Annotated in this window: 11 protein-coding genes; 7 read left to right on the forward strand and 4 right to left on the reverse strand. The window is 38.3% G+C overall.

Features of this window, described 5'->3' with window-relative positions:
- Nucleotides 1-30: 30 nt before the first annotated feature.
- The 7 genes from ACPZ3T_RS13130 (at nucleotide 31) to ACPZ3T_RS13160 (ending at nucleotide 13,144) form a co-directional block, all read left to right on the forward strand.
- Entirely contained in the window at nucleotides 31-4,899 is a 4,869-nt protein-coding gene (locus tag ACPZ3T_RS13130) for a PAS domain S-box protein (RefSeq protein ID WP_490276801.1), read from the forward strand.
- 7 nt (nucleotides 4,900-4,906) lie between these two features.
- Nucleotides 4,907-6,118 carry an EAL domain-containing response regulator gene (locus ACPZ3T_RS13135; protein WP_490276802.1) on the forward strand — a complete coding sequence of 404 codons (1,212 nt, stop codon included), beginning with the start codon at nucleotides 4,907-4,909 and terminating at the stop codon, nucleotides 6,116-6,118.
- Nucleotides 6,119-6,361: 243 nt separating this feature from the next.
- Nucleotides 6,362-7,507, forward strand: a complete 1,146-nt coding sequence (locus tag ACPZ3T_RS13140) for a hybrid sensor histidine kinase/response regulator (RefSeq protein ID WP_490276803.1) — start codon at nucleotides 6,362-6,364, stop codon at nucleotides 7,505-7,507.
- Nucleotides 7,508-8,079: 572 nt separating this feature from the next.
- Entirely contained in the window at nucleotides 8,080-10,392 is a 2,313-nt protein-coding gene (locus ACPZ3T_RS13145; protein ID WP_490276804.1) for an NACHT domain-containing protein, read from the forward strand.
- Between the two features lie 42 nt (nucleotides 10,393-10,434).
- Nucleotides 10,435-10,887, forward strand: a complete 453-nt coding sequence (locus ACPZ3T_RS13150; protein ID WP_490276805.1) for a hypothetical protein — start codon at nucleotides 10,435-10,437, stop codon at nucleotides 10,885-10,887.
- 78 nt (nucleotides 10,888-10,965) lie between these two features.
- Nucleotides 10,966-12,312, forward strand: a complete 1,347-nt coding sequence (locus tag ACPZ3T_RS13155; protein ID WP_490276806.1) for a PQQ-dependent sugar dehydrogenase — start codon at nucleotides 10,966-10,968, stop codon at nucleotides 12,310-12,312.
- Nucleotides 12,313-12,409: 97 nt separating this feature from the next.
- Nucleotides 12,410-13,144, forward strand: coding sequence for a phosphoadenylyl-sulfate reductase (locus tag ACPZ3T_RS13160; RefSeq protein WP_490276807.1), 735 nt, complete (start codon nucleotides 12,410-12,412; stop codon nucleotides 13,142-13,144).
- Nucleotides 13,145-13,393: 249 nt separating this feature from the next.
- On the opposite strand, the gene ACPZ3T_RS13165 is transcribed toward ACPZ3T_RS13160, so the two are convergent.
- Genes ACPZ3T_RS13165 through ACPZ3T_RS13180 form a run of 4 tightly spaced genes read right to left on the reverse strand, consistent with a single transcriptional unit; the run spans nucleotide 13,394 to nucleotide 15,547 of the window.
- Complete coding sequence (locus ACPZ3T_RS13165; protein ID WP_490276808.1) at nucleotides 13,394-13,645, reverse strand: hypothetical protein; 252 nt, start codon at nucleotides 13,643-13,645, stop codon at nucleotides 13,394-13,396.
- Nucleotides 13,646-13,649: 4 nt separating this feature from the next.
- A complete protein-coding gene (locus tag ACPZ3T_RS13170) occupies nucleotides 13,650-13,877 on the reverse strand; it encodes a DNA-binding protein (RefSeq protein WP_490276809.1) in 228 nt (75 codons plus the stop codon).
- 15 nt (nucleotides 13,878-13,892) lie between these two features.
- The gene (locus ACPZ3T_RS13175; RefSeq protein WP_490276810.1) at nucleotides 13,893-14,432 is read right to left on the reverse strand and encodes a DOMON-like domain-containing protein; all 540 of its coding nucleotides are present in this window, start codon (nucleotides 14,430-14,432) and stop codon (nucleotides 13,893-13,895) included.
- A complete protein-coding gene (locus ACPZ3T_RS13180) occupies nucleotides 14,429-15,547 on the reverse strand; it encodes a phosphotransferase enzyme family protein (RefSeq protein WP_490276811.1) in 1,119 nt (372 codons plus the stop codon). The genes ACPZ3T_RS13175 and ACPZ3T_RS13180 overlap by 4 nt, the downstream gene beginning before the upstream one ends.
- Between the last annotated feature and the right edge of the window lie 236 nt (nucleotides 15,548-15,783).

Genomic DNA, 15,783 nt, shown 5'->3' on the forward strand with positions numbered 1-15,783 from the left:
ATCTTTAGATACTAGCTATATTTACCATCCATGCCCCCATTACCTGAGTTTATCTGGCTAAGATGTTTAGAGTCAATTATTAACTGTTCACCATTGACGGTTGAGCCAGAAACACTAGTGTCAGAGGCAATTTGCCAATTAGAAGAGGGTAGCAATGGTATCGTTGTAGTTGCTGATGCACAGGTAGTAGGTTGGTTATCAATGCCATACTTGGTGAAGCTAGTAGTATCGGGTATTGACTGCACAACAACGAAAGTTTCTGTTGTGATGCAGCAACCGACACTCATCACCATCAAACCTTCAGCTACCCTGAATATCGCTACTGTGCTTTCACAGTTACATGAATATCAATCAAATTGCTTGTTAGTTGTAGATGAAGCAGGGCAACTGATAGGAACAGTTAGCCCTGAAAGTATTTTAGATGTGTTGGAAACCTCAGATGAGAGCAGCACACCAACAGCAGAATTAGAGGTAAGGGAGTCAGCTGTATTTAATATTCAACAGTCGAGTAGCGAGAATGAAAGTTATGAACAGCAAAGCATTGATGTCAATGATCAAAATACAGAAAAATTAAAGTTAGCATTACAGACACATAAAACAATTTATTGGGAACGCAATCTTACTAATAATCAAATTTATTTCCTAGATACTGTTGTGGGTGGTAGTCAACTCCAAGGAATCCGAACAGCTTCTTGGGGTGAAGTGGTGAGTTGGGTGCATCCTGATGATCGGCGAATAGTTGAGGAGGCTAACGAATCAGCGATCGCTAATCTTGATTCATTTGAGATAGAGCATAGATTAATCACATCCCTACAAACATTAGCCTATAAATGGGTTTTAGCCAGGGGAATAGTGCTAACAGATAGCACAGGTAAACCCACTCGCATGATTGGAGTGACGATGAATATTGACGATCACCTAGAAACACAAACCAGCTTAAAACAGGCGAACCAAGAGCTAGAAATGCAATTGGCACAAAGGGCGATCGCACTGCAACAAAAAAATGAGCAACTGTTGGCAGAACAAACAGCCTTAGCTCAAAGCGAAGAGCGTTTTCGGTTTCTGGCAGAATCTATCCCCCAACAAGTATGGATTGCTAGCGCAGACGGCTATTGTGAATACGTCAACCAGCGTACCCTGGACTTTTTCGGCACGACTTTAGAGGAAATATTGGGTTGGCAGTGGGAAAAATTTGTCCATCCCGATGATCGGGAGCGGTATGTAGCCGCTTGGAATCATTCCCTAGCTACAGGTGCTAATTATGAAATCGAACTGCGGCTGTTGTCGGCAGATGCTATTACCTATCGTTGGCACTTAGGACGCGCTTTACCTTTACGAGATCAGCAAGGTAACATAATCAACTGGTTTGGTACTAATACCGATATAGATGATCAAAAACGCATAGAAGAAAGTCTAGCCGAAAGAGTGCGACTAGCAGATTTTCGGGATGAAATTGATCTTGTTCTCTCTCAAAGTTCGACTTTACAAGAGATTATGGGCGGCTGCACTCACACCATAGTAAAACATCTAGATGCCGCTTTGGCTCGAATTTGGATACTCAACAAACCAGATAACATCCTGGAATTACAAGTTAGTTCGGGAATTTATACCCACATTGATGGGGAGCATAGATATATCCCTGTAGGTACAGCCAAAATTGGTTTAATTGCCCAAACAGGTAAACCCCACATTACCAATTCTATACAAACAGATCCGCAAATCATTAATCAAGAGTGGGCTAAACAAGAGGGCATGATTGCCTTTGCCGGGTATCCCTTAGTAATAGAAGGGGAAACCTTGGGAGTAATTGCCATGTTTTCTCGCCAAACACTTAGTGCATCTACCTTAGTTGCCTTGGGGATTGCTGCCCATGAAATAGCCATTGGCATCAAACGCAAACAAGCTGAAGTAGCCCTACAACAAAGTGAAGAACGATTTCGTAATTTGGTGGAAGCTAGCACTGATTGGGTGTGGGAAGTTGATGAAAACATTATCTATACCTATGTCAGTCCGAAAGTCAGAGATATTTTAGGTTACGAACCAGAGGAATTATTAGGTAAAAGTCCCTTAGAACTTCTACCATCGGCAGAAGTAGAGCGTGTATTGAGTATTTTTAAACCTATTGCATCTGCCCAAGAGCCGTTTAAATGTCTAGAAAACATCAATCTGCATAAAGATGGCCATTTAGTAATTCTAGAAACCAGTGGTGTCCCAATATTTAATGCCGAGGGAAAATTTTGTGGCTACCGAGGCATAGATCGAGATATTACTGCTCGTAAACACGCTGAGTCTAAATTAGGGGAAACACAAGCACAACTCCAGGCAATTTTAGATAATTCTCCGGCGGTTATTTACTTAATAGATACTGAAAATAAATATTTACTGATTAACCACCAATACGAAAAACTATTTGATACTACTCAAGAGGAAATTGCAGGTAAAAGCATCTATGATGTTTGGCCTAATGATATTGCTGATGCTTTTGCAGTGAATAACCACTTAATACTGATAGGAGGTAATGCAATTGAAGTAGAAGAAGTAGTGCCGCAAGCCGATGGTTTACACACCTATATTTCTGTCAAGTTTCCCTTAAAAGATAGCAATGGTAGGACTTACGCTTTGTGTGGCATATCTACAGATATTACAGATCGCAAACAAGCTGAAGAAGAAATCCGCCAACGGGAAGAATATTTACGCCTGTTAATAGAAAGTATTCAAGACTATGCAATTTATATGCTTGACCCCCAAGGGCAAGTCATGAGTTGGAACTCTGGGGCAGAATGTATTACAGGATATCAAACTAGAGAAATTGTTGGGCAGAATTTTTGTTGTTTTTTCCCTCCCGAAGAAATTGCTCAAGCTATACCACAGCAACAATTAGAGATAGCAGCCGCCCAGGGTAGGTGTGAATGCGAGAGTGTTTTTATTCGCAAGGATGGCTCAAACTTTTGGGCAAACTGTATTTTAACGGCGTTACGAGATGCAAGCGGCAATTTGCAGGGGTTTGCTAAAGTTACCCGTGACATTACAGAACGCAAATTAGCAGAAGAATCTCTGTTACGTTTTCAAAAAGCTATAGAAAGTACTAGTGATGCTGTTGTAATCACAGATGTTAGGGGTGTAAGTATTTATGTTAACCCAGCATTTGTGAGTTTATACGGTTATGATTTAGAGCAATTAGAAGCGGCTGGGGGGGCTTGGGTGATTTGCCAACAGCCTGAACATACTCAACAAATATTAACGGCTATCCATCGGGGACAGTCTTGGCGCGGTGAAGTGTTGATGCGATCGCGTATAGGGAAAATCTTACAAGTTGATCTCCGCATTGATGCGATTAAAGATGGTAAAGGTAAAATTTATGGCACAGTATCTATTCATACCGACGTTACCAAGCGTCAGCAAATAGAGGAAGGATTACGCCTGCGCGATCGGGCGATCGCCGCTAGTAGTAATGGCATCATCATTGCAGATGCCAGCATCCCCAACGGGCCAATTATCTATGTTAACCCTGCCTTTGAAAGAATCACCGGCTACTTAGGAGAGGAAGTAATTGGGCAGAATTTTCGCTTATTCCATAGTGCACAGATCAATCAACCAGGGCTAGAAGAACTCAATGCCGCAATGGAAGCAGGCAAGGCTGCTACTGTCATCCTCCGCAACTACCGTAAAGATGGCACTTTATTTTGGAGTGAGTTAAATATTTCCCCCGTTTACGATCAGACAAATAAACTCACCCATTACATTGGTATTCAAACAGATATCACTGAACGTCAACAAGCAGCAACAGCACTACTAATTAGCCAACAGCGACTGCAATATTTACTCACATCTAGCCCAGCTGTCATCTATGCCTGCCGAACTAGTGGCGATTTTGGTGCTGTATTCATTAGTGAAAATGTCAGTACCCTACTCGGCTATGAAGCCAGGCAAATTACCGAAGATTCTGCCTTTTGGCTCAGTCATATCCACCCAGAGGACTTACCACAAGTATTAGCTGATCTGGGTAATGTCTTAACACAAGGATACTATAAACTGGAATACCGTGTTTTACACCAAGATGGAACTTACCGTTGGCTTTACGATCAAGGCAAGGTAGTGCAGGATGATACTGGCAACCCTGTAGAACTAGTTGGCTACACAGCAGATATTACAGATCGTAAACAACTAGAAGAAGAATTAAAAATAGCCCTAGAGAAAGAAAAAGAACTTAGCGAACTCAAATCCCGCTTTGTCTCTATGACTTCCCATGAATTTCGTACCCCTTTGAGTATAATTTTATCTTCCTCTGAGTTACTCCAACACTACCACCAAAAATTGACACCCGAAAAACAACTGACACATCTCAACCGGATTCAAACTGCTGTTAAGCGCATGACGGAAATGTTAGATGATGTTTTGATAATTGGTAAGGCAGAAGCGGGAAAACTAGAGTTCGTACCCCAACTCTTTGATTTAGTGGCCTACTGTCGTCATTTAGTAGAAGGAACTCAAGTTCACTTTAGTGATTACAAAATTAACTTTACCAGTAACGAAGAATCTATAGAATGTTGTATGGATGATAAATTACTCGGACACATTCTCACTAATTTACTATCTAATGCCATCAAATATTCACCTACCAATAGTAATGTTAAATTCATCCTAAAAACTTTAGATAGACAAGCTATATTTGAAATTGAAGATGAGGGAATCGGCATTCCCCCAGAAGATATTCCCCTGTTATTTGACTCTTTTCATCGAGCTAGTAATGTAGGTAATGTTATAGGCACCGGATTGGGATTAGCCATTGTAAAAAAATGTGTAGATATTCATAAAGGTGCAATTTCTGTTAAAAGCATACTAGGAGTGGGTACAGTATTTACTGTTAATCTGCCCTTAAATAATCAAAATATAAATTGAGGTAATAATGATCAAGATTTTAGTCATTGAAGATGAAGAGCTAGTACGTGAAAATATTTTAGACTTACTAGAAGCAGAGGAATTTCAAACTGTCGCAGCCCCTAATGGCAGAATCGGCATAAATTTAGCTCTAGCAGAATTTCCTGATTTAATTTTGTGTGACATGATGATGCCAGAAGTTGATGGATATGGGGTACTGACAGCATTACGTCAAGAACCATCAACTGCGGCGATTCCCTTTATTTTTTTGACAGCAAAATCTGCGAAAGCAGATTTTCGTCAAGGCATGGATATGGGTGCAGATGATTATCTGACTAAGCCGTTTACCAGAGCAGAATTATTAAGTGCGGTGATGAACCGTTTAGAAAGACAAGCTACTTTGAAAAAGTACTTTGTTAATCAAAACACAATTAAAAGTACATCGCCTAAAACCCAGTTAGTGGCGATGAGTCTTAATCAAGTCATTACCAAACAAAAGTTTGAAGAATTTGATATACATTATCAACCAATAGTTGATATTAGTTCCGGGAAAATAGTTGCAGCCGAAAGTTTATTACGTTGGCAAAGTCCTGAATTGGGTTTTGTACCGCCGGGAGAATTTATTCCCTTAGCCGAATCTACAGGGTTAATTATTACAATTGGAGAATGGGTAGTAGAAAATGTTTGCCAGCAAATTAGAACTTGGCAGAATAAAGGTATAGATCACCTAACTATTAGTGTCAATCTATCAGCAATAGAATTTAATAGAACCGATTTACTCAAAAAAATAAATCATGCTTTAAAAAACAACAATTTAGAACCAAAATATTTGGAACTAGAACTAACTGAAAGTATGATTATGCAAGATTTGAATAGTGCAGTTTTTACTATTCATGAATTGCAATCTCTAGGAGTGAAGATTGCTATTGATGATTTTGGGACAGGCTACTCTTCTTTAGTTTATTTGAAGAACTTGCCGGTTAATACCCTCAAAATTGACCGTTATTTTATCCATAATGTAGCTCAAGATCCTCAGAAGTCGGCAATTACAAAAGCTTTAATCGAAATGGCACATAATATGAATATGCGAGTCATAGCTGAAGGTGTTGAAACAGAAGCAGAATTATCTTTTTTACGACAAAATGGTTGTGATGCTATGCAAGGATTCTTATTTAGTCGAGGATTGCCATCTGTAGAATTTGAAAATTTTTTAGGGAGTAAAAAACAATTGTCTGTATAACAATACATTTGCTCAGTGTCATACCATTTTAAGAAAAGTCTGATACAGTTGACTTCCTCTGCTTGCTTCAATGTATCAACATTAAACTAAAACGGTATCAGTTAGATGAAACCTAGTGTTATTTGATTTTAGTAATTGGTAATCATGACAATTAACTTAACTAGATGCAATTACCAATTACTCAAGTTTGGATAGTATAGAAAATTTAAATAAAAACATTTTTAGTAAGAAAATTAAAATAATATGAGTAAAGTTTTAGTTATTGAAGATGATATCAATGTCCGCGAAAACATTTTAGAACTGCTGGATAATGAAGGGTTTAACTTACTGGAAGCAGAAAACGGGCAGATTGGTGTGGAATTAGCCCAAGCGCAAATGCCTGATTTAATTCTTTGTGATGTCATGATGCCAGAATTGGATGGTTATGGAGTGTTAAAGGCATTGCGACAAAACCCGACAACAGTGATGATTCCTTTAATATTTCTCACGGCTAAATCTGACAAAACTGACTTTCGCCAAGGGATGGAAATGGGCGCAGATGATTATATTATCAAACCTTTTACCAGGGCGGAATTATTAGCCGCGATCGCGTGTAGATTAGCCAAGCAAACTACTATTCACCAAGCGACTCAGAAAAAACTAGATGATTTGCGTAATAGTATTGCCCTATCCCTACCTCATGAAATGCGAACCCCCCTGAATGGGATATTAGGTTTTTCTCAAATTCTCATGGAAGAAAGTGAGTATCTAGACTCACATTCTATTCAAGAAATGGCAGAATCTATTTATTATTCTGGTGAACGTTTATTGAGATTAATTCAGAACTTTTTAATGTATGCAGAATTAGAAATTATTGCGACAAATCCACACCAATTAAAAGTTCTGCAAAGTAAAACCACAAAATTTCCTACCTTAGAGTTGATTGATATTATTACTGACAAGGCTAAGAGATTAGGAAGAAAAGCTGATTTAAAAATCAATTTTTATCCTTGTGAGGTGAAAATTTCTGCCGATAGAATTGCCAAAATAGTTGAAGAATTGATTGATAACGCCTTGAAATTTTCTCCCCCAGGAACTTTAATTGAAATTAACAGTAAAGTGATCAATAATGTATTAGTTTTATCTTTTACAGATCAAGGGCGGGGAATGACTCCTGCTCAAATTGCGGAACTAGGAGCTTACCGACAATTTGAACGCAAACTTTATGAACAGCAAGGCTCAGGATTAGGATTAACCATTGTCAAACGTTTGGTAGAACTACACGGTGGTAAATTGAAAATCGAGAGTCAACCACAGCACAAAACTCTAGTGCAAGTAAAATTGCCCTGTAGTGAGGAAAACATCTACCATCAAAAATCACTAATGCTTGATCAGGCGCAAGTCAATTAGGTAACTTCTAATGGAGAAGCAGGGAAGGCGGGAGGCAATGGAAACTCTCGCCGAGAATTGCACTTGGTTGTGAACCTGATACCAATTTTGGATTTTGGATTAAGTAGAACGACTTGAAAAAAGCACAGCTATGTAAAGTAATGTAAAAAAATTGCATTTAGTTCGTAGTAAGGACTTTAGTCCTTAGAGAATCAGGACTAAAGTCCTTACTACAAGCCTTTAATTATTTACACCGTTCTACTTAAAAGCCTAGATTCTTAGCCTATTCCAGAATCTTGAAAGAATACTACCTATCCCAATTTGGTATGATTACCTTGCTTCAGTGTTATACAATTTCTGATGTAATACTTATAACCCAAGCCAGTTAAATAAAAGCTTTGGCATTGCTCAATATGCGATAACTCGTTTAGGCAATGCCTGAAGCTAGTTGGGTATGTAGATTTGGCTGACTCAAATACTATTATGTCGAATGGATGTTTGCGATCGCGTTCTGTTTTTGTAGAACTTAGTGTATAAATTGTATGATTTGTATTTTAACCGGGAATTAGATATTGTAGTTTGGTGGCAGGGTAATGGCAAAGCGATCGCTCCAAGCATCGGACGAAGGCATTAAAAAGGCTAAACGTGCCTTCAAGCGCAAAGGCTGGACACAAGAATACTTAGCTGCTGAGGTAGGTTTAGAGACACGCCAACCAATTTGGAAGTTTTTTACTGGTAAACCTGTTGATCGCCATGTGTTCCATGATATCTGCTGCGTCTTGGATCTTGACACCTCGGAAATTGCCCAAAATCCTGCTGTTGATGACTTTACAGATTTAGATACCCCCAATAGCACCCCAGATATTTTAGAGATTGATATTTTAGTAGAAAAGTTGCGTTCTCTTCATCATGAGAGAATACAAGCTCAATGTGGCACTTTATACCTGTTAGATATTGCCAAGCCCATCAACCTCAATGATCTCTATATTGATGTTAATATTTACGAGGAAATTAGTAGCAAAAGATGGTTGCAAATTAGCGATTTACAAAATTTAGATTGTTCTGAAGTTAATTGTACTAGTTTAAGTAGAGTTTGCCAAGACAGAATTTCTGGCTTAGAGGCTGTCAAAAAACACTCTAAAATGCTGTTATTAGGTAAGCCAGGCTCTGGGAAGACTACATTTTTACAATCAATAGCTATCAGTTGCGATCGCGGATTATTTCAACCTAATTGTGTACCAGTTTTTATTAATTTAAAAAATTTTGTTGAAGAAATTAGAGAGTGTAACCAAAACAGCTTATTAACTTATATACATCAATATTTTATTCATTTGGGGATTTCGGAAACAGACTTAACTACAGTCTTATATCATGGCAGAGTTCTACTGTTATTGGATGGTTTAGATGAAGTTCTTGCAGAAGATTTAGAAAATTTAACTAATAAAATTCGTCATTTTATTAACAAATTTTATAAAAATCAGATCATTATTACTTGTCGTCTAACTTCCTATTATCATAATTTATATGGATTCACAGAAGTAGAAATTGCTGATTTTAATAAAACCCAAATTGCTGCTTTTGCTCATCGATGGTTTTTAGCATTTACGAAAAATTCGCCAGTGCAGGCACATATATTAGCACGAAGGTTTATACAAAAACTAGAATTATCCCAAAATGCCCACCTTTTAGAACTAGCTAATACACCAATTTTATTGAATCTGACGTGTTTAGTATTTAAATCTATAGAGGATTTTCCAACTAATCCCTCAGAGCTTTATAAACAAGCCTTAGATTTGTTATTAGTAAGCTGGGATGAAGCCAGAGGTATCAAACGAGATCAAATTTATCGTGACTTATCGCTGCTAGATAAAATTAAGTTGCTGAGTCAAATTGCCGCTATCAGTTTTAAGCAAGGAAATTACTTTATCTCTGCACATCAAATTCAGCAAATTATTGCTAACTATTTATCTAGTTTACCTAATGCAATCACTGACACTGATGCTTTAGAAATAGCTAGTAATGCTGTTTTAAGAGCTATAGAAATTCAACATGGTTTACTCATTGAAAGAGCCAGAGGAATTTATTCTTTTTCCCATTTAAGCTTTCAAGAGTATTTTACAGCTAGAGCAATTGTTGCTAATGCTAATCAAGAAACACTACAAGAATTTGTCAACCACTTGCATGAGCAGCGTTGGCGGGAAGTTTTTTTACTGAGTGTCAGAATGTTAAATTCTGCGGATAATTTACTACAATTAATGCAGTCAAAAATTAATGAATTGGCCAGAAATAGTCAGCAATTATATAAATTTTTAAAATGGTTACAACAAAAATCTTCTCAAGTCAATACTGCTTATCACTGTGCTAGTGTGCGTGCTTTTTACTTGACAATTTCTCTACCTCCAGAACATCCTCTGGCCTGTAATCAAGATTTGGCGATATCCTTAGAGCGTCAACTGACTGGTAGTTTAGATGAAGATTTAGCTATAGATTTAGCTTTAACTCATGCACTGGCTGTCAGTCTCACTATGACGGCTGATATTTTCTTTCAAAGAATGATGGTTTTAAAGTTGTCCCTGGATTTAAAATATTTACTGACTCATCAACCATCTTGGCAACTACATCTACAAGATTTGGCTAATCAACTACCTGATGCAAGTCAAGATAGAGATACACTAAAAATATGGTGGCAAACTTATGGTAAAACTTGGAGTGATAAATTGCGATCGCTAATCATTCAAACTCGCCAAATCGGTTATAACTGGCAGTTCACTGAGCAGGATTGGCATTGTCTACAACAGTATTGGGACGCAAATAAATTAATATTGGAATGTCTCAACACTGCTACTAATGTTAGTCATGATGTAAAATATCTTATAGAAAACAATTTATTCTTACCACCAGAATAGGCATTTTTAAAGATAATGTATTTCCCAATAATTAAATTGAACATGATGTGGCAACCCAAATTTAAATTTCAATTAGCTATTAGTTTAATAGTGGCTTTCTTTGCTACTAATCCAGCCATTGCTCAAGAAATATATATTGATAGTACTTGTAAACAAAATCAGCAATTAGACCAATTCGATAGATTTACAGTTGTTTACAAATACGCATTTACAACTAAAGGACGAACTTATTGGTTTTATTCAGGTCAATATATAGATGGTTCTACAATTATTTGTATTTCTCGTCCAGGATTTAGGCAAGCAAAACCCTTAAATATTTCACAAATCCAATCGGGTTACATCGATAAAATTAGCAAAGATCCACGCAATCAAACAGCCTTTTTTGTAGTTGTGCGTTATGGTAATGGTTCGGATGTACCAACAACCCAATATCGACTCAATTTATCCAGACCAGAGAAACCTATAATTACTAAATTGAGGTCTTGGAAATCATGATAAATAGAACTTGTGAGAGGTGACAAGCCTTCAATTTTAATTCTAAATTGAAAAAATTGCCTATATATTTTTAATTTCATGAAATTCTCTAGCCACTTATTCCTGTCGCTGGGGTTATTCATCCTAGCAGCCTGTAACCAAAGTCCCAGTGTTTTAGATAATTCCATACCGGAAACATCTAGTTCTGAGGTGGAATTAGCACAGAGTTCTACACAGGTAAAAAATGTAATTCCTACAGAAACACTTTCACCCCAACCCATCCGCATTAGCTTACAGAATTTACCAGCACCTTTTGCTACAGACAGTGCATCTAAACCGCCTCAAGTTGTGGCAATTCCTGAAAACCCAGTCTTGAAAGTACCATCAGGTTTTACAGTCAATGTTTTTGCTGATGGTTTAAATGCACCACGTTGGTTAGCATTAACCCCTAGTGGCGATGTATTGGTGACAGAAACTAGACAAAACCGCATTCGTTTGTTGCGAGATACTGACGGGGATGGGGTGGCTGATGTGCGTCAAAATTTTGCTAGTGCCTCCAATGGGCTGAATATTCCCTTTGGGATGGCTTTTAGTGGTGATTCCTTCTTTTTGGGTAATACAGATGCGGTTTTAAGGTTTCCTTATCGTCAAGGACAACAGCAACTAACTGGTAATGGTGAAAAAATCGCTGATCTGCCTGGTGGCGGCTATAATCAGCATTGGACAAGGAATGTAGTAGTTTCACCAGATGGTAACAAACTATATGTTTCCGTGGGTTCGCGTTCTAATGTAGATGAAGAAGAATTACCACGGGCTTCGGTACAGGTGATGAACTTAGATGGTTCTCAGCAGAAGACGTTTGCTTTTGGGTTACGTAACCCCGTTGGTTTAGATTTTCACCCAGTTACTCAAGAACTTTATACCACGGTAAATGAACGGGATGGGCTGGGAGATGATTTAGTTCCCGACTACTTGACACGTATTCGACAAGGGGAGTTTTACGGCTGGCCTTATACTTACTTTCAGCCTGGCAAACTGGATCCTCGTCAAACAGTCAATGGTAAAAGTAAACGTCCAGAGTTAGCAGCCCGTACCCGTAACCCTGATGTCTTATTTCAAGCCCATTCCGCCGCTTTGGGTTTGCAGTTTTATGATGGGAAAACTTTTCCTGCTAGGTATCGTAATGGGGCTTTTGTCGCTTTTCGTGGCTCTTGGAACCGCGATCGCGGTACTGGTTATAAAATTGTATTTGTGCCTTTTAATGCCCAAGGTAGACCGGAAGGCTACTATGAAGAATTTTTGACTGGGTTTTTGCTTAACCCTTCTGTTCCCAGCACTTGGGGACGACCTGTGGGATTATTAGTTTTACCTGATGGTAGTTTATTAGTCACAGAAGAAGCCAATAATCGTATCTATCGGATTCAGTATACAGGTGTTGATAGTTGACAGAATTGAAACTAGTCCCTATTTTCCAGACAGAATTGTCAATACAGTATCTTAAACTTGGTAAAATCCAGGGTGAGAGAGAGGAGAACATTCACACATGGTAGCTACCCGTACAGATTTAAATATTGCTGCTTTAGAAGCAGAATATAGTCAAAAATCACCGAGGGAAATTCTCAAATTTGCCTTGGAAACCTATAACAACCTAGCAATTTCTTTCAGTGGTGCGGAAGATGTTGTTCTCATTGATATTGCTGCCAAAATTACCAACAACTTCCGCGTTTTCACCCTCGATACTGGACGCTTGCACCCGGAAACATATCAATTCTTAGATAAAGTCAGGGAACATTATGGCATCAAATTAGAAGTAATGTTTCCTGATGCGGCAGAAGTTCAAGCCTTGGTAGAAGAGAAGGGACTGTTTAGTTTTTATCAAGATGGTCATAAAGAATGCTGTGGAGTCCGCAAAGTTAGACCTCTGCGCCGTAAACTCAATACTTTAGATGCTTGGGTGACAGGACAGCGCAAAGACCAAAGTCCCAGTACTCGCAACCATATCCCTGTAATTGAAGTTGACAGTGCTTTTTCAACTGAAGATCATCAATTGATTAAGTTTAACCCCTTAGCAAATTGGTCTTCTGCTCAAGTTTGGGAATATATCCGCGCTTTAGATGTACCTTACAATCAATTACACCAACGGGGTTTTGTGAGTATTGGTTGCGAACCCTGCACTAGAGCAGTGTTACCCAACCAGCATGAACGGGAAGGCCGCTGGTGGTGGGAAGAGTCTACTGCTAAGGAGTGCGGTTTGCACGCTGGTAACTTGCAGAAATAGTTGTTACAAGGGTGTGGGGTGTTGATACCCATTTTTATTCATAGAGTTTTGGTTTCAACATCACCAAATTAAATGAGTAATGAGTAATGAGTAATGAGTAATGAGTAATGAGTAAAGACCCATTACTTATTACTTGTCACTTGAAGAACGCGAAAAATGACTTTTCCCATTGCGAATTTTACTCTGTGTGGGGTGTGGGGAGGTGCGTTACGGCTTACGCCTAACACACCCTACTATCAATGCTATATCTTATCGGTAAATGTGCATAAATAAGGAATAACCGCTAGCAGCTAAAATAAAAAATATGATTGTCGAAAATATCACTACATCTCTGACTATAAATAAAATCCAATTTTTTCTCAATTCTTGTTTAAACTTCAGTTCTCGCAATTCGCGCTCAAGTTTGGCATCGGCTGCTAAATCGTGATTTACTCTGAAAATAATAATTGGATTTTCACCTTTTTTGGAAATTACTTGAGATAAATCTTTGATATCTGTCATAGTATTAGATGCCAATGATTTGGGTTTCAAGGTTTTGTTTTTCGTCTGTAATCCAAAGATGTTTACCTGCTGTTTTGGCTTCTACAGCTATTTCTAGGAGTGCAATTGCTTTGAGTAATACTTCAGTAGTATCTTCATTCATTTGTGTTTCCAAGTTTTTGATTGTTTCATAGAGTTCTGGCGACAAATCTAAAATGATTTGAACTCTTGGGGGTTCTTTTGGTGCAATCATTGATGATTAAATATTTCACAACTCAAGAATAAAACTTTCCCGTAAATGAAAGTCAGCCTCTACTCCTTGATGAGTTAATGCCCAGTAAGTTAGATGATGATTTTGTTGTTTAATGACAGTAGTAATTGCTATATCAAGGGCTAGGTTTTCTGGGATGATTTTAGCTAAATCTAACTCTAAGGACAGCATTAAACTATCTGATTGATGGTGCAGATTAAAAGGAAGTTGGCTAAAAGCGGTTTCCTCTACCATTCCTTGACGATAACCATCAAAGTGATAAATATTCCAATTTCCAGCCGGAGAAAGATTAAATTCCCAATAACTTTGAGAGTTCTTGATACTCAGAAAAAACTCAAAGCAGGTATTTCGCCATAGTTCATGTTGGCGGGTTGGTGTCTCTACTGCTGAAGGAATCAGAATTTGTTTTAAGTTACCTGTTAGTTGATAGTTAATTGTCAGTTGATGGCTATCACGGCTGATATTACCTGTAATATTTATATCTGGTAAATCTTCCTGAGTTGGGAATGGTTGGAGAGAAAAGGTTTGTTGCTTCATTTCAAATCTTGAATGATTTGGCGAATCTGAGTTGCTTGAGATTCTATACTTTCAGTTAGTTTAAATTGGACGATCGCTCTTGCTAAGTTATGCTCTGGGTGCTTGACTTTAAAGTAAACATTCCCGGCTAAATAGTCGGTAAAAAATCTTAGTCCCAACTCAAAGGCGATGAGACGGATAGCGTCATAGATATAAGCGTAATCGTTCTCAGTCAAAAATGCTTGAGCAACTGAGAGATAACCTCGTAATATTCCCTGACACAAATCAGTATCAAAATAAACGCTATCCCAATCCGTTGTTTCTTCACCAACGGGATTGCAACCAGAGCGTAAACAGTCGCCAATATCGTAATGTACTAATCCGGGCTTAACAGTATCAAGGTCAATGACACTTACTGCTTTGTGAGTAGCAGTATCAAACATGACATTGTTAATTTTAGGGTCGCCGTGCATTAACCGCAGAGGTAACTTACCCTCAGCTTGAGCATTTTCTAAACTATATGCAAAATTAGTGCGATCGCTAACAAATTGGCAGCAATAATTAACTTCTGGTGATGGTTGCGGTGTAGTGTTCTCTAGAACTTCTTGATACTGGCGCAAGTAAAGCGGGGTAATATGAAAACCTGGGAGGGTATCAGCTAATTTTTCTGGTGGTAAGTCACTCATTAAGTTGTGAAACATTCCTAAAGCATAGCCAATCTCTTGCGCCTGTTGGAGATTTTGCATAGTATCAAAAGATTGCGCTCCAGTAATAAAGCTAATTCCTCGCCAAAAATTCCCAACTTCATCAATATAATAGTCTTGACCCTCTGGAGTTGATAGCACACGCGGCACTTCCCAACGACGATCTAAAGGTGTGTGTTGTAGTCGTTGACGCACATGATCAGTAAAGATACGCATATTCTGCATAATCAATTGGGGTTGGCGAAATACCTGTGTATTGATGCGTTGCAGGATAAAATGCTTTTCCCCAGGAGTATCAAGAGTGACTAAGAAAGTATCATTAATATTACCACTGCCAAAGGGTTGCACATCTGTGAGTGTACCCCAAAGGGTGAATTGTTGAGCGATCGCCACCAGACTTTCGACACCATGCGTCCTGATAACTGTTGTCATATTCTTTTTTCTCCACTCCCCACGTTTAACAATTCAAAATTCAAAATTCAAAATTCAAAATTAAAGACGGTTGGAGTCGGGTATTTAAACCCCAACTCAACTGATACTACGTGTAGACGTAGTGGTCTTAAATTCTTGAATTTACGATAACTTGCACTGAGGCAATAGGAAACTATAGTACCCTAAGTTTCAAATTTAATCTGTATATAAGTGTTGCAAATATTGCGATCGCATTA

The sequence above is a fragment of the Aliinostoc maniaoense genome, from assembly GCF_058172895.1.

What these genes read in the sequence shown, in the direction of transcription:
- ACPZ3T_RS13130 (WP_490276801.1), top strand. Translation starts at nt 31, where the DNA reads ATGCCCCCATTACCTGAGTTTATCTGGCTAAGATGTTTAGAGTCAATT.
- ACPZ3T_RS13135 (WP_490276802.1), top strand. Translation starts at nt 4,907, where the DNA reads ATGATCAAGATTTTAGTCATTGAAGATGAAGAGCTAGTACGTGAAAAT.
- ACPZ3T_RS13140 (WP_490276803.1), top strand. Translation starts at nt 6,362, where the DNA reads ATGAGTAAAGTTTTAGTTATTGAAGATGATATCAATGTCCGCGAAAAC.
- ACPZ3T_RS13145 (WP_490276804.1), top strand. Translation starts at nt 8,080, where the DNA reads ATGGCAAAGCGATCGCTCCAAGCATCGGACGAAGGCATTAAAAAGGCT.
- ACPZ3T_RS13150 (WP_490276805.1), top strand. Translation starts at nt 10,435, where the DNA reads ATGATGTGGCAACCCAAATTTAAATTTCAATTAGCTATTAGTTTAATA.
- ACPZ3T_RS13155 (WP_490276806.1), top strand. Translation starts at nt 10,966, where the DNA reads ATGAAATTCTCTAGCCACTTATTCCTGTCGCTGGGGTTATTCATCCTA.
- ACPZ3T_RS13160 (WP_490276807.1), top strand. Translation starts at nt 12,410, where the DNA reads ATGGTAGCTACCCGTACAGATTTAAATATTGCTGCTTTAGAAGCAGAA.
- ACPZ3T_RS13165 (WP_490276808.1), bottom strand. Translation starts at nt 13,645, where the DNA reads ATGACAGATATCAAAGATTTATCTCAAGTAATTTCCAAAAAAGGTGAA.
- ACPZ3T_RS13170 (WP_490276809.1), bottom strand. Translation starts at nt 13,877, where the DNA reads ATGATTGCACCAAAAGAACCCCCAAGAGTTCAAATCATTTTAGATTTG.
- ACPZ3T_RS13175 (WP_490276810.1), bottom strand. Translation starts at nt 14,432, where the DNA reads ATGAAGCAACAAACCTTTTCTCTCCAACCATTCCCAACTCAGGAAGAT.
- ACPZ3T_RS13180 (WP_490276811.1), bottom strand. Translation starts at nt 15,547, where the DNA reads ATGACAACAGTTATCAGGACGCATGGTGTCGAAAGTCTGGTGGCGATC.